At 65.2% G+C, this 23,796-nt stretch carries 21 protein-coding genes; 4 read left to right on the plus strand and 17 right to left on the minus strand.

What is annotated here, in order from left to right:
• Positions 1–99: 99 nt before the first annotated feature.
• Positions 100–990, plus strand: a complete 891-nt coding sequence (locus HK108_RS06300) for a macrolide 2'-phosphotransferase (protein ID WP_181270893.1) — start codon at positions 100–102, stop codon at positions 988–990.
• A 294-nt stretch (positions 991–1,284) separates the two neighbouring features.
• On the opposite strand, the gene HK108_RS06305 is transcribed toward HK108_RS06300, so the two are convergent.
• The 12 genes from HK108_RS06305 to HK108_RS06360 form a co-directional block, all read right to left on the minus strand.
• Entirely contained in the window at positions 1,285–1,614 is a 330-nt protein-coding gene (locus HK108_RS06305) for a histone-like nucleoid-structuring protein Lsr2 (protein ID WP_092015973.1), read from the minus strand.
• A gap of 218 nt (positions 1,615–1,832) precedes the next feature.
• Positions 1,833–3,392, minus strand: coding sequence for a lysine--tRNA ligase (gene lysS, locus HK108_RS06310; RefSeq protein WP_181270894.1), 1,560 nt, complete (start codon positions 3,390–3,392; stop codon positions 1,833–1,835).
• 44 nt (positions 3,393–3,436) lie between these two features.
• Positions 3,437–4,327: a Rossmann-like and DUF2520 domain-containing protein gene (locus tag HK108_RS06315; RefSeq protein ID WP_181270895.1), complete on the minus strand. Its 891-nt coding sequence runs from the start codon at positions 4,325–4,327 to the stop codon at positions 3,437–3,439.
• On the minus strand, positions 4,324–6,174 hold the full coding sequence (locus HK108_RS06320) for a PH domain-containing protein (protein ID WP_181270896.1): 1,851 nt from the start codon (positions 6,172–6,174) through the stop codon (positions 4,324–4,326). The genes HK108_RS06315 and HK108_RS06320 overlap by 4 nt, the downstream gene beginning before the upstream one ends.
• Before the next feature lie 2 nt (positions 6,175–6,176).
• On the minus strand, positions 6,177–6,677 hold the full coding sequence (locus tag HK108_RS06325; RefSeq protein WP_139907231.1) for a PH domain-containing protein: 501 nt from the start codon (positions 6,675–6,677) through the stop codon (positions 6,177–6,179).
• A complete protein-coding gene (locus tag HK108_RS06330; protein WP_181270897.1) occupies positions 6,674–7,135 on the minus strand; it encodes a DUF3180 domain-containing protein in 462 nt (153 codons plus the stop codon). Before HK108_RS06330 ends, HK108_RS06325 begins: the two co-directional genes overlap by 4 nt.
• A gap of 28 nt (positions 7,136–7,163) precedes the next feature.
• Positions 7,164–8,120, minus strand: a complete 957-nt coding sequence (folK, locus tag HK108_RS06335; RefSeq protein WP_181270898.1) for a 2-amino-4-hydroxy-6-hydroxymethyldihydropteridine diphosphokinase — start codon at positions 8,118–8,120, stop codon at positions 7,164–7,166.
• Positions 8,117–8,998 carry a dihydropteroate synthase gene (folP, locus tag HK108_RS06340; RefSeq protein ID WP_219922242.1) on the minus strand — a complete coding sequence of 294 codons (882 nt, stop codon included), beginning with the start codon at positions 8,996–8,998 and terminating at the stop codon, positions 8,117–8,119. Before folP ends, folK begins: the two co-directional genes overlap by 4 nt.
• Before the next feature lie 23 nt (positions 8,999–9,021).
• Entirely contained in the window at positions 9,022–9,645 is a 624-nt protein-coding gene (folE, locus tag HK108_RS06345; RefSeq protein ID WP_172173815.1) for a GTP cyclohydrolase I FolE, read from the minus strand.
• Positions 9,645–11,831, minus strand: a complete 2,187-nt coding sequence (gene ftsH / locus HK108_RS06350; protein WP_139468655.1) for an ATP-dependent zinc metalloprotease FtsH — start codon at positions 11,829–11,831, stop codon at positions 9,645–9,647. Before ftsH ends, folE begins: the two co-directional genes overlap by 1 nt.
• Positions 11,832–12,010: 179 nt before the next feature.
• Positions 12,011–12,562 (minus strand): hypoxanthine phosphoribosyltransferase, encoded by a 552-nt coding sequence (gene hpt, locus HK108_RS06355; RefSeq protein WP_139468656.1) that lies wholly within the window; start codon positions 12,560–12,562, stop codon positions 12,011–12,013.
• Positions 12,563–12,609: 47 nt separating this feature from the next.
• A complete protein-coding gene (locus HK108_RS06360; RefSeq protein WP_181270899.1) occupies positions 12,610–13,881 on the minus strand; it encodes an MFS transporter in 1,272 nt (423 codons plus the stop codon).
• A gap of 116 nt (positions 13,882–13,997) precedes the next feature.
• On the opposite strand from HK108_RS06360, the gene HK108_RS06365 reads away from it, so the two are divergent.
• Complete coding sequence (locus tag HK108_RS06365; RefSeq protein WP_181270900.1) at positions 13,998–15,272, plus strand: amidohydrolase family protein; 1,275 nt, start codon at positions 13,998–14,000, stop codon at positions 15,270–15,272.
• A gap of 3 nt (positions 15,273–15,275) precedes the next feature.
• Here HK108_RS06365 and tilS read toward each other — a convergent pair whose 3' ends face one another.
• The 3 genes from tilS to dacB form a co-directional block, all read right to left on the minus strand.
• Positions 15,276–16,298: a tRNA lysidine(34) synthetase TilS gene (tilS, locus tag HK108_RS06370; protein ID WP_229663997.1), complete on the minus strand. Its 1,023-nt coding sequence runs from the start codon at positions 16,296–16,298 to the stop codon at positions 15,276–15,278.
• Between the two features lie 79 nt (positions 16,299–16,377).
• Positions 16,378–17,301: an Rv3626c family coenzyme F420 biosynthesis-associated protein gene (locus tag HK108_RS06375; RefSeq protein WP_229663998.1), complete on the minus strand. Its 924-nt coding sequence runs from the start codon at positions 17,299–17,301 to the stop codon at positions 16,378–16,380.
• A complete protein-coding gene (gene dacB / locus HK108_RS06380; protein ID WP_219922243.1) occupies positions 17,298–18,785 on the minus strand; it encodes a D-alanyl-D-alanine carboxypeptidase/D-alanyl-D-alanine endopeptidase in 1,488 nt (495 codons plus the stop codon). Before dacB ends, HK108_RS06375 begins: the two co-directional genes overlap by 4 nt.
• Positions 18,786–18,893: 108 nt before the next feature.
• On the opposite strand from dacB, the gene HK108_RS06385 reads away from it, so the two are divergent.
• Complete coding sequence (locus HK108_RS06385) at positions 18,894–19,382, plus strand: inorganic diphosphatase (RefSeq protein WP_101545791.1); 489 nt, start codon at positions 18,894–18,896, stop codon at positions 19,380–19,382.
• Positions 19,383–19,553: 171 nt separating this feature from the next.
• Positions 19,554–20,195 (plus strand): VOC family protein, encoded by a 642-nt coding sequence (locus HK108_RS06390; protein ID WP_101545790.1) that lies wholly within the window; start codon positions 19,554–19,556, stop codon positions 20,193–20,195.
• Positions 20,196–20,281: 86 nt separating this feature from the next.
• Here HK108_RS06390 and HK108_RS06395 read toward each other — a convergent pair whose 3' ends face one another.
• A complete protein-coding gene (locus HK108_RS06395; RefSeq protein WP_181270902.1) occupies positions 20,282–22,825 on the minus strand; it encodes a PhoX family protein in 2,544 nt (847 codons plus the stop codon).
• Between the two features lie 191 nt (positions 22,826–23,016).
• Positions 23,017–23,778 (minus strand): CPBP family intramembrane glutamic endopeptidase, encoded by a 762-nt coding sequence (locus HK108_RS06400; protein WP_139468666.1) that lies wholly within the window; start codon positions 23,776–23,778, stop codon positions 23,017–23,019.
• Positions 23,779–23,796: the final 18 nt, after the last annotated feature.

The following is a 23,796-nucleotide window of genomic DNA, read 5'->3' on the forward strand; positions in this document are numbered from 1 at the left end:
GGTTCTATTGCAGGTTTCGCCATCAGCCGAAACCGTTTGGCTGTGGGCGAAATTCTCTAGACTCGAGACCCACACAGCAACGTCAGAGAGGATGCAGACATGCCCACAGATCCCACGATCATCCGGGACCTGGCCCGGGCCCACGGTCTCGACATCATCACCGATTCCATCGTCATCAACGAGCTCGGTCTCGACTTCCAGGTCGCCATCGCCGAGGCGGTCGACGGTCGATCCTGGGTGCTCCGGATACCTCGGCGTCCGGATGCCTCCGCCCGCGCCGCCGTCGAGGGCCGCTTCCTCAAGGCCATCGCACCGCGCATGAGTGTCGCGGTCCCGAATTGGCAGATCCACTCCACGGACCTCATCGCCTATCCGCTGCTGCCGGGCACTCCCGGGCTGACGATCGATGACAGTGGTCAGCCGCAGTGGCATTTCGATGTCGAATCCCCCGAGTATGCCGCATCGCTCGGATCGGTCCTCGCCGAACTTCACACCGTCGACCCGGCTGCCGTTCGGGACACAGGCATTCCGGAGTTCTCCCCCACGGAGATCCGGCAGCGCAAGCGCGAAGACATCGAGAACGTCGCCGCTGAGTTCGAAGTAGCGCAGAACCTCCTCCGGCGGTGGACCGCGTGGCTCGACGATGACAGCTATTGGCCGTCATTCTCAACCGTGACTCATGGCGAGGTGTACCCGGCGCATCAGCTCATGGACGGACCGGTCAATCTGAGCATCCTCGACTGGACGACCGCTGCAATCGGCGATCCGGCCAGAGATTTCATGTTCCATCACGCCAGTGTCTCGGCCTCGGCGTTCGAGAACACGATCGCGCGATACGTGGAAGCCGGCGGACGGATCTGGCCCAGGTTTGCAGAGCACTGCGGCGAGCTCTACTCGACGTCGCCCGTCGATTTGGGGCTGTTCGCTCTGCAGACCGGAGACCCGGAGCATATGAGTGCGGCACGAACTCAATTGAACCCGGAGAACTGAACCGACTTCAACAGCCGTGCGATGAGCACAGGCATTTCCTCAGCCGCAGTGCAGGCTCCCTTGATTCATGTGCAACTTCATCGAATCATTTGGCTGCGCCATCAATCGATATGATTTTCAACTACTCTCCACCTGGCAATTGTCTGTGATGTTTCATCACTGCTGTGTTGCCGCATCGCCGGAAGAGGGCAATTGACAATACCGAGGCCGAGCACAAAATGCCCGAGGGGCCAGCGAATCAATTCGCTGGCCCCTCGGGCCTAATCGGAAGTTATCGGCTTTCGAATGAGCCTCTTACTTCTCCGCTGCTTCGTATGCTTCGACGATCTCCAGCGGGATCCGTCCACGATCACCGAGCTGGTACCCGTTGTTCTGAGCCCACTCGCGGATCTTCGCCGTGTCCCGCTTGGGGCCCGACGAACCCGCACGGCGGCCACGGCCACCGGTGTTGGCTACACGACGTGCTTTGGCGATGAATGGGGCGAACGTCTCACGGAGCTTGTCGGCATTCTCGGTTGAGAGCTCGAGTTCGTACGTTGCCTGGTCGAGGCTGAAACGAACGGTTTCCGCCGCTTCGCTTCCGTCGAAATCATCCGTGAGAACGAGGCGCATTTCCCTTGCCATGTTCACTCTTTTCGTAATCAGAGGATTTTGTCGCTGTCATCTTAACATCCGTTCGGGGATTATCGTCGACTTCGCTAACTTCAATCTCTGAATAGTATTTATCTACCTGTTCGCGTTCATTGCGATCTGCGCGGACGATATTCCGGAACACATACCAGAACAGCAATCCCACACAGATCGACGGGAGCAGAGCTTTGAGGATATCCAACATAATCAGATCAGCCTTCCTGAGCCGAGTCCTCCTGCGAAGAAGCCAAAGGCTTGGTGAATGGGAACAGAATGGTTTCACGAATTCCCAAACCGGTCAGCGCCATGAGCAGACGGTCGAGTCCCATGCCCATTCCGCCGGTCGGCGGCATTCCGTGCTCCATCGCCATGAGGAAGTCCTCATCGAGGCCCATCGCCTCATCGTCACCGCGAGCGGCGTCCGCTGCCTGAGCCTCGAAACGCTGACGCTGGATGATCGGGTCGACGAGCTCCGAATAGCCGGTTGCCAGCTCGAAGCCGCGCACATACAGATCCCACTTCTCCACGACGCCCTTCTTCGTCCGGTGCTCACGCACCAGAGGTGAGGTGTCGACCGGGAAGTCGGTGACGAAGGTCGGAGCCCAGAGCTTGTCCTGGTAGAAGTGCTCCCACAGCTCTTCGACGTACTTTCCGTGTGAGCGGAAGACTCCGCCCATGTCGACGCCGTTGTCGGCGGCGATCTTATCGAGGACGTCCAGTCCGGTCTCCGGGGTCACCTCGACGCCGGACAGCTCGGACAGGGAGTCGTACATGCTCACGACCGGCCAGTCTCCGCCGAAGTCGTAGTCCGTGCCGTCGTCGAGAGTGACGACGAGCGATCCGGTGGCTTCCTGGGCGGCGTTCTGGATGAGGGTCTTCGTGAGATCGGCGATCGAATGGTAATCGCCGAAGGACTGATAGGCCTCGAGCATCGCGAATTCCGGGGAGTGAGTGGAGTCAGCACCCTCGTTGCGGAAGTTGCGGTTGATCTCGAAGACGTTCTCGATTCCGCCGACGACCGCCCGCTTGAGGAACAGCTCCGGGGCGATGCGCAGGTACATGTCGATGTCGTAGGCGTTCATATGCGTCTTGAACGGGCGTGCCGAGGCACCGCCGTGCATGGTCTGCAGCATCGGCGTCTCGATCTCGACGAAGTCCTGGTCCGCGAAGGTCTTCCGGAGCGACGACATCACCTTGGCACGGGTGAGCATCGTCTCCCGAGCCTGCTCGCGGGTGATGAGGTCGAGGTAGCGCTGGCGGACGCGGGTGTCCTCGGCGAGTTCGGTGTGCAGTCCGGGCAGCGGGCGGAGGGCCTTCGACGCCATGGTCCAGGAGTCCGCGAGGACGGAGAGCTCACCGCGCTTGGACTTGATGACCTTTCCGTGCAGGAACAGGAAGTCGCCGAGGTCGACGTCGGTCTTGAAGTCATCAAGGCGCTCCTGGCCGACTTCGCGCAGCGAGAGCATGCCCTGCAGGCGGGTGCCGTCACCGGACTGCAGTGTGACGAAGCAGAGTTTGCCGGTGGTGCGGACGAAGACGACTCGGCCGATGACGCCGACGACAGCCTCGGTCTCCTCCCCCGCATCGAGTCCATCGTGGGTGGCGTGGACCTCGGCGAGGCTGTGGGTGCGGGGCACCGTCACCGGGTAGGCATCGGTTCCGTCGTCGAGGAGACGCTGGCGCTTGTCCTTTCGAATCCGGATCTGTTCCGGATCGAGGTGTTCGGGTGAAAGGTCTGCGTTCTCAGGTGTCTTCGAGTCGGTATTCGCCATGCTTCAAGGCTACCGTGGACGGGCCGTACGGGGGAATTCGACTGTCAGTCCAGAGCGCTCAGGATCTGCTGTGCCTGGGCTTCTGTGATCCGTCCCATCGCCAGTGCTTTCGCGGCCGTCGATCGGGCGAGTGCGATGTAGCTGTTGCGCACGGCAGGATTCGATCGGCTGAGGCTGAACTCGCTCAGTGCCGCCAGGTGCGCTTCGATTGTTCCGACGTCACCGCGGCTGATCGGACCGGTCAGTGCCTTCGGTCCGTTCTGCATGGTGTTGGCGACGCTGGCGTCGACGAGGGTGCGGAGGACGGCCGACGGATCGGCGACCCCTGCTTCGGTGAGCAGCTCCATGGCCTCGGCGAGGATCGTGATCGAATGGTTCGACGCGTGGGTGATGGCCGCGTGGTAGAGGGGACGGTCCGCCTCGGCGATGTCGATCGGTTCGGCACCGAGTTCGACGACGAGCGCCTCGCCTACCGGACGGATCGGCGCGGGCGCGGTGACCGCGATCGTCGCCTGCCGCAGACGGCTGAGATCGACCTCGGTGCCGGTGAATGTCAGGGATGGGTGCAGAGCGATGGGCAAAGCGCCGAGGCGGGTCCCGGCCTCGAGGACCTCCGTTCCGTATCGGCCGGAGCAGTGTACGAGGATCTGCCCGGCATGGATGCGGCCGAGGCTGGCCAGGCCCGTGACCAAGGGAGCGATCTCGTCATCGGGAACGGCGATGAGCACGAGTTCGGCGCGTTCGGCGATCGCATCGGGGTCGAGGACCGGCACTCCGGGCAACATGTCCTCCGCGCGTTCGAGGCTGGCCGTCGAGGTGGCGCTGACTCCGACGATCGCGTGACCGGCCTGCCGCCAGGCCGCTCCGATGCTGGCTCCGACTCGGCCGCAGCCGATGATTCCGATGCCCAGCCGTGGTGCCTCGTCCTGGTTCATCCGTTGTCTTCCTCGTGGGTCTCGATGGGGGCGGTGTGCGCCGACTTCGCGGCGGCGTCGAAGCGTTGGCGGGCGATCCGAGTACGTTCGGCATGTTCGGTGAAGAAGCGTTTGGCGTCTTCGGCGTCCTGATGCTTCACGAGCGGGGTGATGGGTCCGGCGGTCGAGTGCACGGCCACGCTGCCCAGTTTCAGCGCCCTCATCAGCGGCCCTTGGTAGTAGCGCAGGGACTGGACCCTGACGTGGGGCACGAAGTCGACCCGGCGATCGAGAACTCCCAGGCGCAGCACGAGCAGAGATTCGGTGAGGGCATAGGCCCGTCGTCTCCAGACGAGGGGGTCGAGGATCCGCGAGGAGCGCGGCTGCGCGTGGAACAGCGCCTCCGCTGACGCAGCGTCCGGGTGGGTGGACTTCCTGTCATACATGGCCGACCGGACGAGACCGTCGGCCGAGATGCCTTCGGGCAGCTGCGGATCGGGCAGAGCGAGACCCACCATGAGCAGTGCCTGGTCGATATCGCCGACCGGCAGGAGCAGGTTTTCGTCGCTCTTTCCGCCGTCGCTGGCGATGTTGTATTCGGCCCTCCACCAGCCGGCCCAGCGCCACAGCAGCGGCTGGTGGAGGCAGACGGCCTGGAGCCGGTCGAGCGGGATGACTTTGCGGGAGGTGGAGAAGAGTCCGTGGCTGACGGCCAATCCGTCTTCGCTGATGCGGACGACGAAGTTGGCATTGTCGAGGTTCTTCTTGAACCCGGCGAACGCGGCGAAGATGCCGGGCAATCCACCGATGAGGATCGGGAGGAAGGCTTCCTCGATTCCGACGAGGAGGAACACGACGGCAATGGCGACGAGGACGATGATGACGCCGACGGAGATCAGCGTTCCGGTGTTGAGCAGGGAGGACACGATGACCCGATGGGCGGGCACTCGGATGATCTCTCCCTCCTCGCCGACATCGGCCGAGAGGTTGTACGGAGCCAGCAGGTCGTTGAGGCTCCGTTCCGCTTCGTGGGAGACATCGTCGGCCAGGACGCCCAGGCGCTTGCTCAGTCGCACTCCGATGCTGTCGGCGCTGCGTTCGGGCACTGAGCGGTCGATGCCCGGCTGTTCTCCGTCCGCACCTGGGTCCGGGCTGCCGTGGCCACCGGCGCCGAAGCGTGCAGTGTCGCCCGCAGATGCATTGGCTCCTGTCGCAGTACCTGTGCCTGAATGGGGCTCGGCACTACCGTGGCCGGCTTCCGCTCCAGACTCTGCAGTAGCAGACGTCGCGGATGCATTCTTCTTCGCTTTCACCGCGGCGAGAAGTTCATCGCGCAGCTCTTCGGCACGTTTCTTCGACAGGTATTTCAGGGAGATGTTCGAGTCAGTGCCGCCGGCGACATCGAAGACGAGTTCGGCCATGCCGAGCATGCGCGGCAGCAGCTTCTGCTGCAGGTCGATCGACTGGACGCGGTCCAGACGGGCCTTGCGCAGCTTCTTCGACAGCAGCCCCCGACGGTAGTAGATCGCCTCGGCGTCGACCCGGTACCCCATGACTCGCCACGCCAGCCAGCTGAAGAAGGCGGTGAGGACCAGGATCAGAATGATTCCGCCGACGACGGCGAGGATCACCAGCGGGTGGGCGCCCAGCCATTCGGCGAAGGTGAGGTTGACGGACCGGCCGGAGGCGAGGTCTTCGACGGCGCTCTGGAAGAAGTTCTGCAGACCGTAGGCCGCGGCGATGAAGATACCGACGAGGACAGCGAGGCTCTCGAGGATCGGCGTCAGCGGATGGACGCGGTGCCAGACCTCCGGTGCGGCCGCCTCGGTGCCGGGGTTCGGGATTCCGGGTGAAGATGCGTCGCTCATGGTCACAGCCCGGCGAGATTGGCCTGGCCGAGGCCGGCGAGGCTGTCGCGCAGGCGATCGGCTTCGGCGCGGGGCAGTCCGGGGATCGTCGCGTCGGTGGCTGCCGACGCGGTGTGGAGTTTGACGGTGGCCAGACCGAACATGCGGTCGATGGGGCCGGCGTCGACGTCGACGAACTGGAGTCGGCCGTAGGGCACGACGGTGGCGCGGTGGAACATGATGCCGCGACGGACGAGCAGGTCGTCCTCCCGTTCGGCATAGCCGATGGCACGAGCCTGACGGAGGATGATGATCGTCGAGATGATGCCGTAGACGAGGACGGCGATCCAGGTCAGGTGCAGCCAGGGCACCTCGGAGTTGAAGATGATCGCGAAGACCAGCCCGGCGATGAGCAGCGGGACGAGCAGCGTCAGTGACGCCAGAACCTCTTTCAGCCCGTACTTCGGACTCACCCTGTTGAAGGGCACATCGGCTCCGATGGAGAAGGAGAGGTCGCGGTTCATGCTGTTTCAGCTCCCGGCGGGTCTTGGGGTGGGATCTCGCAGAATCCCTCGACGATCATACCGACGACCATGAGCACTGCGGCAGAGATCATTGCGACAAGCATACCTGCGGCCAGATCATTGCGGATCCCGGCCGCCGACAGGAAGTAGTACCCTGCGTTGCCGAGATACCAGCCGGAGAGTCCGGCCCCGGTCAGGGCGCTGGCCTTGGCCATGATCGCCACTCTCGCCGCTTGGATCGGGTCGATCTCCTTCGTCCGGTCCCCGTCATTCCATTTCTTGATGGGCCAGCCGAGCAGGAACAGGATGGCTGAGAGGACGAGCATGCCGACGACGGCGAACCACGGCAGTCCCGGCAGTGAGAACCCCTGGCTTTCGAGCACCACGTCGACCACGATCGCGAGAACCGTGCCGATCACGGCCCAGACGGCGAGGGTGGACGAGGAGGTTCTCTGCATGGTTCCCAGTCTCTCAGATCGCGGGCGGTTATCCAGAGGTGATCCGGGCGATGTCCTGGTCGTCGAGTTCGGCCAGGACCGCGCTGATGGGGCGGCGCCCCTGTGGGGTGTCGATGAGTGTGTCTCCGACGAGTTCCGCCCATGGCGCGAGGACGAAGGCGCGTTCGTGAGCGTGCGGGTGCGGCAGCGTCAGTCGCGGGGTCCGGCTGTGCTGTTCCCCGTCCTCGTCTCCGAAGCGGATGAGGTCGATGTCGAGGGTGCGGGGTCCCCACCTGAGTTCGCGCGTCCGCCCGCAGGCGACTTCGATGCCCTGTGCCACGGAGAGCAGTTCGAGAGCCGACAATGTGGTCGTCACGAGCACTCCGAGGTTGAGGAAGTCGGCTTGGTCGACTCCGCCCCACGGTGCGGTGCGGAAGAGTGAGGACCGGCGGGTGACGGTGATGTCCGGATGCCGGTCGAGGGCGGCAACCGCTTGGTCGAGGGTGTCCGCGGCATCGCCGAGGTTCGCCCCGAGATTGAGATACGCTTCGGCTCCGTCCTCGTCCTCGCCGCCTGAACCGGGCGTGGCGTCCGCGGCCGTTGCAGGCTCCCCCACCGAGGAGGCGGCAGAGTCGGCGCGTCTGCGTTCGACTCGGATGCGCACATCGTCGAAGGTCCGTTGGATCGGTGCCGAGGGTTTGTGGACGACGACCTCGACGTGCTCGCACAGGCTCAGGCAGTGGTCGGCGATGCGTTCGGCCAGCGTTTCGATGAGGTCGAAGGTGTTGTTCTCGACGATTCCGGCGACGTCTTCGGCGAGTTCGCCGTAGTGGATAGTCTCGGCGAGGTCGTCGGTGGCCGCGGCGCGTGCGACGGAGGTGTGGAGGGTGACGTCGATGACGAAGTCCTGGCCGTCTCGTTTCTCGAAGTCGAAGACGCCGTGGTTTCCGCGCACCGTCAGTCCGCGCAGTTCGATGCGGTCGGGAGTCGCCTCTGCGCCGGTCATCGCCCGGCTCCCTCAATCCCGGAGTCCGCTGCCGGGTGTGCCGCTGCTGCGGAGTGTTCCCTGACCGCGGCGATGACCTTGCAGGCGACCGCCGAGGTGGCCGGATCGTGGACGCGGACCGCCCAGGCACCGGCCTGTGCGGAGATCGCGGAGATCGTGGCCGTGGCCTGATCCTTCGCCGCCTGTTCGGCCTGTTTCGGGTCGTCGGGGCTGAGCAGGGAGGCGATGAAGCGCTTCCGGCTGGCGGCGACGAGGAGTCGGTGGTCGAGGGCGGCGAATTCGTCGAGCGCGGAGAGCAGCTGCCAGTTGTGTTCGGCGTTCTTCGAGAACCCGAGGCCGGGGTCGACGATGATATTCGCAGGTTCGACGCCGACGTCGATGGCTTCGTCGATGCGGGTGCGCAGCTCGGAGATCACCTCGGCGACGACATCGTCGTAGTGGAACGTTGCGGAAGCCTGATCGAGGTAGCCGCGCCAGTGCATGAGCACGATGGGAGCTCCGGACTCGGCGGCGACGCTGAGCATGGTGGGGTCCGACTGTCCGGCGGAGACGTCGTTGATGATATGAGCTCCGGCTGCCAGGGATTCTGCAGCGACGCGGGCACGCATCGTGTCGACGCTGATGACAGCTCCGGCTGCGGCGAGCTCACGGACGACCGGGACGACTCGGCGCAGCTCTTCGGCTTCGTCGACGCGGGCCGATCCCGGACGAGTCGATTCGCCACCGACGTCGATGATGTCGGCACCGGCTGCCATGAGTTCGAGTCCGTGGGCGACTGCTCGGTCATGGTCGAACCACAGCCCGCCGTCGGAGAAGGAGTCGGGGGTGACATTGAGGACGCCCATGATCTGCGTCGTCTGAGCGGCTGTTTCGTCCATCGCTGTGTGATCCGTGTTCTGCCTCAGCGACCGAGGATGAGACTCATCGCTTCTGCTCGAGAGGCGCTTTCGCGCAGCTGCCCGCGCACGGCCGAGGTGATGGTCGAGGCTCCGGGCTTGCGCACTCCGCGCATGGTCATGCACAGGTGTTCGGCTTCGACGACGACGATGACGCCCTGCGGTTCGAGATGATCGACGAGCGCGTCGGCGATCTGTGAGGTCAGGCGTTCCTGCACCTGGGGGCGCCGCGCATAGATCTCGACGAGGCGGGCCAGTTTCGACAGTCCCGTGACCTTGCCGTTCTTGCTCGGAATGTAGCCGATGTGGGCGACTCCGTGGAAGGGCACGAGGTGGTGTTCGCAGGTCGAGTAGAGGTCGATATCGCGGACGAGGACGAGTTCCTCGTGGCTGATGTCGAAGGTGACGCCGAGGACTTCGGCCGGGTCGCGGTGGAGTCCCGCGAAGATCTCCTCATAGGCTCGAGCCACCCGGCCGGGAGTCTCGACGAGACCTTCCCGGTCGGGGTCTTCGCCGACGGCGATGAGGATCTCACGCACGGCAGCGGCGATGCGCTCCTGGTCGACCTTGTTGTCCTGCCCTGCGGGGGCGGGGCCGAGACCGGCGGAGACCTCTTCGATATCGGCCATCAGTCGTTGTTCCCTCTGTCTTCGTTCGTGTCATTCGTCGCCGGTCCCCCGGTTCCCGGACCGCTTGTGCCTGGTCCTCCGGTCGGTCCCCCGGTGGGGCCGCCCGTCGGGCCGGTCGGGCCGTTCGGGTTCTCGGGTCCGGGCGGGTTGTGCGGGACGTGGGGTCCGCTGACGCCCGTGGGTCCGGCTCCGGGGATGTCGGTGGTGTCCACCTCGGCGCCGGTCGATCCTTCACCGTCGCTGCGTTCGCTCTGCGGTGCGGGCGGAACGATGGGGCCGCGTTCGGACACGGGGCGATCGTCGTGGGCCAGCCACACTTCGCGGGTGGCGCGTTTGACGACGGGGGCGAAGATCTCCTCGAGGGCGGCCTGGTCCAGCGTTTCGCGTTCGAGCAGCTGGTAGGCGAGGTTGTCGAGCACATCGCGGTTGTGCGTCAGCGCCCAGTAGGCGTCGGCGTGCGCGGAGTCGATGAGACCGCGGACCTCGCGATCGATCGAGGACAGGGTCGAATCCCCGTATTCGTCGCCGCCGCCGTAACCGCGGCCGGCGAAGGGTTCGGACTGGTCGTCGCCGATCTTGACCATGCCCAGTTTCTCGCTCATTCCGTACTGGGTGACCATCTTCCGGGCGATGTTCGTCGCCTTCTCGATGTCATTGCTGGCACCTGTGGTCGGGTCGTGGAAGACGATCTCCTCGGCCACACGCCCGCCCATGGCGTAGGCGAGCTGGTCGAGCAGCTCGTTGCGGGTCGTCGAGTATTTGTCCTCGCTGGGCAGCACCATCGTGTAGCCGAGTGCGCGTCCGCGCGGGAGGATCGTCACCTTCGTCACCGGGTCGGTCTGGTTCATGGCCGCGGCGACCAGTGCGTGCCCGCCCTCGTGGTAGGCGGTGACGAGGCGTTCCTTGTCGTTCATCAGTCGCGTCCGCTTCTGCGGGCCGGCGATGACACGGTCGATGGCCTCATCCAGGATCCGGTTGTCGATGACCTTCGCATTCTCACGTGCGGTGAGCAGGGCCGCCTCGTTGAGGACATTGGCCAGGTCCGCACCGGAGAATCCGGGGGTCCGCTTCGCCACCTGCCCGAGGTCGACCTCGTCGGCCAGCGGCTTGTCGGCGGCGTGGACCTCGAGGATGTGCTTGCGGCCCTTCATATCAGGGGCTTCGACGGGGATCTGCCGGTCGAAGCGACCGGGACGCAGCAGCGCCGGATCGAGGACGTCGGGACGGTTGGTCGCGGCGATGAGGATGACGTTCGTCTTGACGTCGAATCCGTCCATCTCGACGAGCAGCTGGTTGAGAGTCTGTTCGCGCTCGTCGTGTCCGCCGCCCATTCCGGCGCCGCGCTGGCGGCCGACGGCGTCGATCTCGTCGATGAAGATGATGCAGGGGGCGTTCGACTTCGCCTGTTCGAACAGGTCACGAACTCGGGAGGCACCGACGCCGACGTACATCTCGACGAAGTCGGAACCGGAGATCGAGTAGAACGGGACTCCGGCCTCACCGGCGACGGCTTTGGCCAGCAGGGTCTTGCCCGTGCCGGGCTGTCCGTAGAGGAGCACGCCCTTGGGGATCTTCGCTCCCACGGCCTTGAACTTCTCCGGCTCGGCGAGGAACTCCTTGATCTCTTCGAGCTCTTCAAGCGCCTCGTCGACTCCGGCGACGTCCTTGAAGGTGACGTCCGGGTTCTCCTTGTTGACGAGCTTCGCCTTCGACTTGCCGAAGTTCATCATCTTCCCGCCCGACATCTGCGAGATGAGGAACCAGAAGACGACGAAGATGATGACGAACGGGATGAGCGTGCCCAGCAGCGACATCAGCCAGCTCTGCTTGGGCACCTCGTCGGTGAAGCCCTTGTCCGGGCCGGCGGAGTCGACGGCCTTGACGACCTGCTCTCCGCGCTGTTCGACGTAGAAGAACTGGACCTTCTTGCCGAAGTCCTTGCCGTCGACCTTGTAGTCGTCCTTGAGAGTGAGGTCGACGCGCTGGTCCTTGTCGACGATCTTGGCCTGTTCGACCTTGTCGTCCTTGAGTAACTGCAGACCCTGTTCGGTGTCGATCTGGCTGAACCCGGACTGACTGAACAGCAGAGCACCGATCGATACGACGAGCAGCGCCAGGACGATCCAGACCAATGGGCCCTTCGTCGCCTTGTTCAGCAGGGGGCGACGTTTGTTCGACTCGGCCATAAGTCCTCTCAGGAAAAAGATGTGGGCAACCGTTTCAGGCTACCGAGGCTGCCTGGGAACATCCCCCACAGCCTAGTACTTCGCACCCCTATAGCCCGAATGCGTGCCGAATCTATTCCGTCACAGACCCCGGACTCGGCCCGGGTTCGCCGCGGGCGTAAAAAGCGGTGCCAGCGGACTCAGCTGTAGACGTGCTGGGCCAGGGTCGCCACGAACGGCACATTGCGGTACTTCTCCGCATAGTCGAGGCCGTAGCCGATGACGAATTCATTGGGCACGTCGAAGCCGACGTACTTGACGTCGATGTCGACCTTGACGGCTTCGGGTTTGCGCAGCATAGTGCAGATCTCGACGGTGGCAGCTCCGCGGGTGCGCAGGTTCTGGACCAGCCAGGACAGAGTGAGGCCGGAGTCGATGATGTCTTCGACGATGAGGACGTGCCGATCGGTGAGGTCGGTGTCGAGGTCCTTGAGGATCCGCACAACGCCGGAGGACTTGGTGCCCGAACCGTAGGAGGACACGGCCATCCAGTCCATCGTCACAGGAGAGTGCAGGGCGCGGGCGAGGTCGGCCATGACCATGACGGCGCCTTTGAGGACGCCGACGAGGAGGATGTCCTTGTCTTTGTAGTCTGCATCGATGGCGGCGGCCAGTTCAACGAGTCGTGCGGCTATCTGCTCTTCCGAGACGAGTACTTTTTCGATGTCATTGCCGAGATCGTTGATGTCCACGAGTGTCGATTCTCCTCAGATGCGGGTCCTGGAGATTCCATTATGGGTCACTTTGCCTCACCGGTGCCAGTGGGCCCGGATGTCGGTGCCAGTTCGTCGTCGACGGTCCCCGGACCGGCCGACAGCCAACCGGTGATCGCCATGAGTGCGGAGATGATGACCATGAACCACAGCGGCACCTGCCAGCCGCCGCTGACCCCGAGCAGTCCGCCCACGGCCAGGGGGCACAGTGCGGCGAGCACATAGCCCGAGGACTGGACGAACGCCGAAGTCGAGGCGGTGACGGAGACCTCGCGAGTGCGGGAGGTGATGAGCGCCAGCGCGGCGGGGAACGCGAATCCGCCGTATCCGAGCAGAGCCGCCCACAGCCAGGGGAGGCTGACCGGGCTGAGCAGCAGTCCGGTATAGCCGGCGACGGCGCTGGCCCCGAAGGAGACGAGGAAGGCGCGCGGGGCGATGCCCCGGACGATGATCTGCGGGGCGAGGAAACCGCCGGGCAGACCGCCGAAGGTGACGATCGTGAGCATGATCCCGGCGAGGAAGGGGTCGAGTCCGGCGTCGCGGTAGATCTGCGGCAGCCATCCGAACTGGAGATAGGCATTAGCCGATTGGAGGCCGAAGAACATGGCCATATACCGCGCCTTGGGCGAGGTGAAAACCGCTCGCCGAGGCGGCGCCTCCTCCTGCTGCCCACCGGGCTCCGCGGCCTGTCCGGAAAGGACGGGCACGGACTTCAGTGTCCGCAGCACAGTCCAGGTGATGAGCGCGGACAAGGGCAGGACCAGCCAGAAGCCGAGACCGAAGCGCCACCCGCCGAACTGTTCGGCCAGGGGCGCAGTCAGCAGCGAGGGCAGCATCGAACCGAGGCCGAGCGAGACCGTGAATGTCGTCGCGCCCAGGGTGGGCCGGTGCGGGAAGCGGGACTTGACGTAGACCGGCAGGATGACGTTGCCGATCGACATTCCGGCCAGGGCGAGGACCGTGAGCAGAGCGAAGGCCACCCATTCGGTGACGATGGCGCGCAGACCGATGCCTGCCACGATGAGGGCGGAGCTCAAGGCCAGAGCTGAGAACAGACCGAGGCGCTTGAGCAGGGGTACGGCGATGGTGCCGCAGATGGCGAACACGAGTCCCGGCAGAGCCGTGAGCAGACCGGTCTGCCATTCGGCCAGGGAGAATCCGTCGCTGACTTCGGAGAGAACGGGCCCCAGGGAGGAGGCGGCTGGGCGCAGCGAGGCGGCGATGAGGACGAGGCAGGCCAGGGCCAGAACGTCGAGGCCGCGGTTGCGTCGGAATCCCTGCACGGGCGAAGTCGTCATGGCCTCATCCTTTCAGACCGCTGTAGTCGTCGTGCGCGCGGGCCGCGGCCCCATAGAGGCACGCAGACAGGCACAGCTTCCGATGGTATACCGTCTGACGGTCGTAGGCTGAGCACATGATCGTTGTGAAGAATGTGCGCCTGTTCCCTCGCACCCCCGATGCTCCCGCCGTCGATGTCGAGATCACCGAGGGACGGTTCTCTCGCCTCTCCCCCGCCGAGGATGCCGCCCCCGATTCCGCGCCACCGGCGACCGGGACGACATCGACCGGGGCCGAGGTCATCGATGGAGCGGGGCGGATCCTGCTGCCTGGCCTCGGCGATGTCCACGCTCATCTGGATTCGAATCGGATGGGCCAGACGTTCCGTCCGCACACCGCCGACGGCACTCTGCACGGGTACATCATGAACGATCGCGAGAACTGGCGGCAGGGCGAACGCAGCGTCGCCGATCAGGCCGCGTACGCAATTGCGAAGATCATCGCGTCCGGAGGCACGCGCATCCGCTCACACGCACAGGTCGATGCCGACTGCGGTCTCGAGCGCTTCCGCGGGGTCAGGGCCGCGCTCGAGGCTCATGCCGATGTCCTCGACTTCCAGATCGTTGCCTTCCCGCAGGCCGGAATCGTGCACGAGCAGGGCGTCGAAGAGCTGCTCGATGCGGCTCTGAGCGAGGGCGCGGACCTCGTCGGCGGACTCGATCCGCTGCTCTACGACCGGGATCCGGTCTCCCACCTCGATGTCGTCTTCGGCCTGGCTGAGAAGCATGGCAAGGGCATCGACATCCACCTCCACGAGGCGGGCACCGCGGGACTCTTCACGCTCGAGGAGATCGCTGCGCGTACTCGAGCCGCGGGCATGGCCGGGCAGGTCACGGTCTCCCATGCCTTCGCGCTCAACACGAACCCGGAACCCGAGGTCGCTCGGATCCTCGATGTCCTCGCCGAGGCGGGAGTGGCCCTGACGACGGTTGCCCCGGCCAAGGGTGCGCTGCCGCAGAGTCTCATCCGTGAGCGCCGAATGGCTCTGGGACTCGGCGAGGACGGTCAGCGGGACTACTGGAGTCCCTATGGTGACGGCGATCTGCTGCGCCGGACCTGGCAGCTGGCGTTCACGAACGGATTCCGTGCAGACGCAGACATCGAAGGCTGTCTCGACATCGCCTCACGCGGAGGAGCGCAGGTCCTGGCCGGTGCTCGTTCCGACGGTTCGGCTCTGGTCGACGATTCCCGGTTCGGTCTGGCGGTGGGCGCTCCCGCGGACTTCGTGCTCGTCGACGCCAACACGGTCACCTCGGCGATCATGGACTGCCCGAGGGACAGGGATGTGTTCAAGGGCGGTCGACTCATCGCCTCCGGCGGCGAACTGGCGGGCGGGCCGCGGCTGAGCTGAGTCTCAGCGGGCCTTCGCGGCCGGTTGGAACACGGCCCGCCCGTCGGAGACGACGACTTCCGTGTCCCCGGGCAGGGACAGTCGACCGCGCCTGCGGTCACAGATGAGGGCACAGAGTTCGGCGACCCGCACCGCTCCGAGGTTCTGTCCGGGAACTCCGAGTGAGATCACCCAGTCGCGCACGACGCGGCTGAGCACGGCATCGTCGAGCGCAGTGAAGACCTCCACCGGCACCGAGGCGGCTCCGCGGATCGTCTGCCCTGCTGCTTCGGCGTGGGCGTCGATGAAATCGGCGTCGGCTCGGCAGAGGTCGGCGGTGCGGGCGAGGTTCGCGGTGATCGGTTGGCCGAGTTGGGCTTCGAGTCCGGCCAGCAGCTGCCGAGCCCGGACTCGGGTGAACGCGGTGTCGGCGTTCATCGGATCGTTCCAGATCTCGATGCCCTGTGCCTGACAGGACGCTTCGGTCCGGTCTCGGTCGAGGCCGAGCAGCGGACGCATGAGGCGACCGGCCAGCGGGCTCATCCCGGCCAGGGACCGGGTGCCCGATCCGCGCATGAGGCCGAGCAGAACGGTCTCTGCCTGGTCGCTGCGCGTATGGGCCGTGAGAATCCAGTCGGCTCCGGCCGCGGCCCGAGCGGTTTCGAGGGCCGCGTAGCGGGCGGTGCGCGCCGCGGCCTCGAGGCCTTCCTCGCCGGCATCGATGCTCACCCTCATCACCTCGGCGGGTACGCCCCAGGATTCGGCGGTGACAGCAACCCGGTCGGCCACCTCGGCGGTGACGGTCTGCAGGCCGTGGTCGACGGTGACGGCACGGGCCCGGATCTCACCGCGTCGATGGAGAAATGCGGTCGCGTGGAGCAGCGCCATCGAATCCGCTCCCCCGGACACTGCGACGATGAGGCCCGGGACAGACGATTCTGCGACGGCGAGCGCTGCGCGCACGGCATTGCGGATGGCTGCGCTGGCCGGGTCGAGGGTCGGCCGCCTCGGCGACGATGCGCTGCGCGGCCCCTCAGCCGTGGACACGGTCGAGCCAGAGCTGCGGTTCGTGGATTTCGGCCGTGCACGGCAGGTTCGCGGGTTCGGCATAGATGCGGGAGAAGCCCTACTGTCCGACCTCGCGGCGGACGGCACGGACGAACTTCGCTCCGTCGCGATATTGGGCGAGTTTGAGGTCCATTCCGAGCAGATTCGTCAGGAACCCGCCTTGGGCGGCATCGCGGCGGGCCTCGAATTTGCGGCGCAGCCGGCGCACGCTCGGGATCACACCGGCTCCGACTTCGTCCATGACGACATCGGCGTGGCCTTCGAGCAGGGACAGGATCGCGGTGGCCTCGTCGAGTGCGGTGCGCATGTTCTCGTCACGGATGAGGTCGATGATGCTGGCCTCGCCCTTGACGATGCGGCCGAGGGTGGCGAAGAGGTCGACGATCCCGCCGATCCCCGGCATCGTCAGTCGGGTCGACACGGCTCCGGAGAGCAGGGTGCGCATATGTTCGCGCAGCCAGGGCGCGGTCGCGAACTGCACTTGGTGGGTGGCTTCGTGGAGGGCCACCCACATGCGGAAGTCACGCGGATCGACGTCCATGGCCCTCTCGGCGATGAGCACGGCGGCGGCGACGAACATCAGCCGTCCCGTCTCCACGGCGAAGGGGTCGAACTGGCCGAGCACGCGAGTCGACAGGAGTGAGAGCACCCCGGCGACCTCGACGGCGCCGGCCTTCGCGGTGGCGGGGCTGACCGGGGCGGGCAGGGCCGCCTCGTCGAGCATTCCATTGACGGACTGCGCGTTGGCTTTGACCCAGCTGACCTGGTCGAGGACGAGCACGGAACCGGCGGCGAGCCGTCCGCGCACATCATCGGCGTGCTCCGGCGGCAGCAGAAACGAGTCGAGCACGAGGTCCTGGGCGGTCAGCGCATTGTCCTTCATCCCCTCGACGAGTCCGTCGAGCACACCCGGTTCGGGGACCTTCGCCGCGGAGACGAGCTCACGGGCGGTGCGGGCGGCGAAGTGCTCGTCGATGATCATCGGCAGCCGCAGTTCGCGAGGGCTGTGACGATATCGTCCACGGTCTTTCTGGCTTCCAAGATCTTGTCCTTATCCACGTCGTCGATCTGGATGGAGAATACGAGGTAGCGGCCTTCCGCGTCGAGCACTCCCCCGGCCAGGGAGGTCACGGTCGACAGCGTTCCGGTCTTCGCGTGCACCACCCCTGAGGCGTTCCTCTCGTCGAGGAATCGGTCGTGCAGGGTGCCGGTCAGTCCGCCGACGGGGAAGTAGCTGACGAGCCCGGCCAGCGAGTCATCGGCGACGACCGAGGCCTGCAGGACGGTCGTGAGATCGTGCGGGGCGATCCGGTTGTCATAGGACAGCCCCGAGGTGTCGACGAGGTGGGTGCGCCCGAGGTCGACGGATTCGCCGAGGGCCTCGAGGACCGCTTTCGGACCGTTCTCGAGGCTGCCGTCCTGCCCCTGGGCGATGGCGACCTCGTTGCCGAGCATCTCGGCGACGACGTTGTCGCTGTGCACGAGGGCGTATTCGACGATCTCGGAGATCGTCGCCGATTCCACCCGGGCGAGCTCCTGCGGGTTCTCGGACGGCGCCTCGGATTCGGACCGGTCGGTCGCCTCGGTGACGGTGATCCCGGTCTTCTTCAGCTCTTCTTCGAAGATCGAGAACGCGTCCTTGGCCGGGTGTTCGCTGCGCCCCCGCCATTCGGCGTTCTTCGACCCGACGTAGGCGGTGTCGACCATGATCGGCTGGATCGGAGTGATCACGCCCTTGGCGATATCGGACCGGGACCAGCCGGAGTCGAAGTCCTCGCCGACGTAGCGGCTCGCATCCAGGTTGAGGGCCACCTCGGTGACGTTCTGGTCTTCGAGCGCTGCTGCGGTGTCTTCGGCCAGGGTCCGCAGTCCCCCGTGCCCGTTGACCGAACCGGGATCGGAGTCTCCGGCCGACAGGAGCACATCGCCGCCGCCGGTCAGCGTCAGGGTGTTCGTGTCCGCGTCGAAGTCCGTCGTCGTCGCCAGGCGCGTCTCCCCGCCGATCGCGGACAGTGAGGCGGCCGCTGTGAGCACCTTCGTCACGGAGGCGGGAGTGCGCGGCTTCGTCTCGTCCTTCGCGTAGAGGACGTCGTCGCTGATCCCGTCGCGAACCTCGAGGCCGAAGCCCTTGACCTTCGAATCCTTGAGCACGGCGTCGATCGTCTTCGGGATCTGTGTGGGCACAGGAGCGGAATCGTCGACCGCCGAGGCGGGGGCGGGCACCTGCTGGGCGTGGGCCTGCGGAGTGGGCACGGTCTGGACCTCGACCTGGGGTTCGGTGGTCAGCACGCCGGGCAGGCCGGGCACGAGGTCGTAGGCGTCGACGGCGGCATAGGCACCGAGCGCGAGGACGATGATCCCTGCGGTGATCGCACCGCCCTTCTTCCGCCGCGAGGTCGCCTCTCTGCGGTCGCGGCGCGGGGAGCCGGAGTCCGACGGGTTCTGCGGCGCATCGGTGTCGTTCAAACGCAGGCTCTCATTCCTCGACGACCGTGAGGCGGTCGCCGTCGGTGGGCGGTGACGGGGACTTGTACCATCTATTCTAGTGATGCACCCCTAACGTGAAGGAGCACTATGGAACTGCTGGCCACAATCGAGATCCCCCAGGGGTCCCGCAACAAGTACGAAGTCGATCATGAGACCGGTCGGGTCAAGCTCGATCGCTACCTCTACACTTCGATGCAGTACCCCGCTGATTACGGCTATATCGAGGACACGCTCGGAAACGACGGCGACCCTCTCGATGTGCTCGTGCTGCTGCCCGAGCCGCTGTTCCCCGGTGTGCTCATCGACATCCGTCCCATCGGCATGTTCCAGATGGAAGACGAGGCCGGAGGCGACGACAAGGTCCTCGCCGTGCCCGCCGGAGATCCTCGCTGGGACTCCTACACCGACATCTCGGACGTGGACAAGTTCATGCTCGACTCGATCGAACACTTCTTCTCCCGGTACAAGGACCTCGAGCCCGGCAAGTACGTCAAGGGTTCGAGCTGGGCCGGCCGCGAAGCCGCCGAGGCCGAGATCAACGCCTCGATCGAGCGTTTCAAGGCCGAGGGCCACTGAGTCCCTCCCCTCTCACCGCGCTGAGAACTCAGCGCTGGACTGCGACCGCCCGGATGATGACATCCGGGCGGTTTCGTTTTGGCCCCGGCCGGGGCCGCAGCGTGATGACCATCACGATTTCTTAGGTAAGCCTAAGGGGCAGTGTGAGCCAGGTTATGCGATTGTCGAGTCATGAAACTCGATCATGTGTCATACGCCAGTGAACCTGACGGCTATCGTGCGACCGCCGAGCGGATCGCGGAGAAGCTCGGAGTGGCTCCCTACGACGGCGGTGTGCATCCTCGATTCGGCACCAGAAACCTCATCTTCCCCCTAGCGAACGGCCATTACCTCGAAGTCGTGGAAGCCTTGGAGCATCCGGCCGCTCTCTCGACGCCCTTCGGTCAGGCGGTCCGGGCTCGTTCCGAGCTCGGCGGTGGCTGGATGGGCTGGTGCGTCTCGGTCGACGATCTCACCGCAGTCGAAACTCGCCTCGAGCGCAAGGCTGTCGATGGAAACCGCACGCCGGAGTCCGGTTTGGAACTTCGGTGGCTGCAGATCGGTGTCAAGGGGCTCATCGCCGATCCCCAGCTGCCGTTCTTCATCAAGTGGTCCGCCGACTCCTCGCAGCACCCGTCGACGTACAAGACGAATGAGGGCGTCGACATCGACACCCTGCAGATCGCCGGGGACCGCGATCGTCTCCGCGATTGGCTGGGCACTCAGGATGCCAAGCCGATCTCTGAGATCAACATCGACTGGTCCGCACCACACGGGACGCCGGGCATCATGTCGGTGAGCTTCAACACGGAGAACGGCCCCGTCACCATCTGAGCACATCAGCGTCCGCATACTCTGCGGAGTCGAAGAAGGCCAGAGGCAGTGTCGCCTCTGGCCTTCTTCAGCTTATGGTCCTGGAGTCATAAGTCGCCCTGGAACTCCGTCGGCGAGTCCTGCTCGCTTTCCGTCCCGTCTGCGTTCTTCCGACGCAGATGAGCGGCTGTGGCCATCGCACCGCCGACGGCGAGGAGACCTGCTCCGCCGCCGAGCAGCGGCAGAGTGCTGTCAGTACCGGTCCACGGCAGTTCACCGCCGTCCGACCCGGACCCGCCTGAACCGGACCCGCCTGAACCCGAGCCGCCGTTCGAAGAACCGCCGCCCGAGCCGGATCCGCCGGAGCCGCCTGAACCTGAGCCGCCGTCGCTTCCGGCGCTCGCGGCCGCACCAGCTGCCGCGGCATCCTTCGCACCGTCCTGCGACCCGGCAGTCGATCCGGAGCTGTCGGCGTCCGTTCCGGTCCTGTCGCCCTTGGCATCGGTGTCCTCACCCGTTCCGGCACCATCTGAGCTGCCGTTCTCGTCCGAGTCCTTCGCCCCTTCATCTGTGCCGTCGGCGTCGGAGTCCTGGTCCTTCGGCGGTTCAGTCGGGTCCGGTGCCGATCCGCCGTCGCCCTTGATGACCTGCACGACCGTGGGCCGCGGCATCGCGGCCACTCCCTTGTCGACATCGGTCGCGTCGACATAATCGGGGAACTGCGAGTGCTGATCGGCATAGGAGCCGTCCTCACCTGGGTGCTGGACCGCAACGAAAGCTGACTCATATTCATCGTGGACGAGTGGTCCGCAGACCTCGGCTTCGCGAGGCACGGACAGGAACTGTTCGACCCGGCCGCGCTGGTCACCGTCGATCGTGACCTTGAACAGCCCGTCGCAATAGCCGATGCCGTCGGGAGCACCGTCGGTGGAGATCCACAGGTTTCCGGCGGTGTCGAAGGCGACATTGTCCGGGCAGGAGATCGGTGAGACCTGATCGGCGGGGAAGCCGGAGAAGTAGGTGGCGTCGCCCTGCTTCGGGTCTCCGCAGACCAACAGCAGCGTCCAATCGAATTCGGTGCCCGTATGGTCGCCGGAGCGCTCGGTGATCTCGACGATGTGCCCGTCGCGGTTCTCCGTGCGCGGATTGGCCTCATCTGCGGCGGCCTTCCCGTCGGTGCCGCGGTCAGAGTTGTTCGTGCAGGCGACGTAGATGCGGCCGTTGACCGGGTTCGGTTCGACGTCTTCGCAGCGGTCCATCTTCGTCGGTCCGACCTTGTCGGCGGCCAGGCGGGTGTTGACGAGGACCTCTTCGACGGAGAATCCGGACACCTGCGACTTGCCGTCCTTGACCAGCGGAAGCCACTGTCCGCTGCCGTCGAACTCGCCGTCGGCGGGCACCTCACCGCTGCCGTCGATCTCGGACTTCGGTGAGTTACCGGTGAACTTCGCGACGTAGAGGTCGCCGTCGGTCAGCAGCGTCTTGTTGTGTTCGCGATCGCCCTCGACGTAAGTGTCCTTCGAGACGAACTTGTAGAGGTAGTCGAACTTCTCATCGTCTCCCATATAGGCCACGGCGTGGCCCGAATCGGAGATCGTGATGTTCGCCCCTTCGTGTTTGAAGCGGCCCATGTTCGTGTGCTTATGAGGGGTGGATTTCGGGTCCCAGGGGTCGACTTCGACGATCCAGCCGAAGCGATTCGCTTCGTTCGCGTAGCCCGGGTTGTTCGTATCGAATCGGTCGACATCGGCTTCCCACCCGTTGGCCGAGTCTTCGCTGTCGAGACCGTAGCGCTTATCGGCCGCCGAGGTGCCCTGCGCCTTGAAGTACGAGTTGAAGTTCTCCTCACCGGACACCAGAGTGCCCCAGGGCGTGAGCCCGCCCGAGCAGTTGCCGAGAGTGCCCTGCGCCTTGTCACCGTTCGGGTAGTCCTTCGTCCGCAGCAGATCGGAACCGGCGGCGGGACCGGTGAACTCGTATTCGGTGTCGATGAGGAACCGGCGGTTCTTCTTTCCGTTGACATCGATCGTCCACGTCGACTTCTCGTCCGTGCGGATGAGTTCGGCAACGGTCAGTCCGTGGGCTTCGCGGCTGATCGCCCGCTGATCGGCTCCGTCCATGTCCTCGGGGTACATGATGGCGTCGTTCGTGTATTCCTGGTTGGCGAAGAGCACGGCCCGGTTGGAGTCATCGGGGTCGATCTGGATGGACAGGAAGTCGTTGTTGTAGCCGAACTGGCGGCGCTGCGCCTCTGGGCTCTGATTCTCCGGGTCGAATTTCGGAGAGTCGGGGAACAAGGGGTCTCCCCAGCGGACGATCGGATGCCAGGAGTAGCCTTCGGGGACGACGAATTCGTCGACCTCATGCTGGACCGGGTCGATGGCGGTGAAGGCCAGACTGCCTGCGGTGGCTGCGGCGGCAGAGCGTGCGGTCGGACTCGGTGCGGTGGTCACTGCGATGGCCAAGGCACCTGCAGCCGAGGCACCGAGAACCGCGCGACGGCTGAGCTTCGCATTGACGATATCGCGGAAATACCCATTTGCCGATGTGTTGCAGGTGGCCTTGAGGCAGGCGTTGTCGCACTTCAGTGCGCACGTGACGGGGCTGCGCTTGCCACGCACATGGTCGGCCATCGGCAGAAAGGTTCGCATCGATTCTCTCCTTGTATCGGGTATCTTCCCAGTCCGGGGCCCACCCGGTACAGAGGGCGGAACCGGAAGGACTCACCCGATCGAGACTGTCACCGGCAAGCGGCCCTGGAACTACCCGTCGGTGAATCAGAGGTGAACCCGGAGGGAGGAATGAGTGTCCCGTTCGCCTGTCCCGACCTCGCCTGCAGCACTCAGCCGAAGTCGACGAGGGCGAGCACTCCCGGGGCGAGGAATCCGACGGCGTCGATGATGACATGCGCCCACACCAACGGCATGAGTCTGCCCTTGCGCAGGAAGTACCAGCCGAAGATGATGCCCATGACGACGTTGCCGATGAACGGGCCGATGCCCTGGTAGAGGTGGTAGCTGGCGCGGAACATCGCCAGGGAGATGATGATCGGCCAGGGCCCGAAGCCCAGCTGCCGCAGTCGCAGCGCCCCGAAGCCGAAGATGAGCACCTCTTCGAGGATTCCGTTCTTCGCGGCCGAGAGCAGCAGCACGGGAATCGTCCACCAATGGTCGCCGAGGTTGGACGGCTGGATCTCGGCAGTGATCCCCAGTGCCCTGCCGCCCGCGTACACCCCGAGGGTGCCGATGCCGATCACGAGGAAGATGAGTACACCGTGACCGAGGTCGCGCAGTCGGTGCCCGTCGACTCCGAGCCTGATCGGCAGCGGCAGGGCCGGTCGGTCTCGACTGAGCAGGTAGATCGCGAGGGCGACGGGCACGAGGGTGAAGCCGATGTCGAGAAGCTGGTAGATCAGGTCGAAGGCCGGCCGGGGCGAGATCGAGGTGTTGAGCTTGGCCTGGGCGTCGCTGATCGGTCCGCGCGTGGCGATGTCTGCCAGACGGACGATCGCATAGACGGATGCCTGCCCCAGGGACAGGGCCGCAATGAGACCGAGCTCGAACCACAGGCGCTTTCTCTCCTGTGGTTCGAGCTCGGTCGTCATGGACTCAACTCTAGCCGG

It is taken from the genome of Brevibacterium sediminis (assembly GCF_013623905.1).
In the GTDB taxonomy this organism is placed as follows: Bacteria; Actinomycetota; Actinomycetes; order Actinomycetales; family Brevibacteriaceae; genus Brevibacterium; species Brevibacterium sediminis.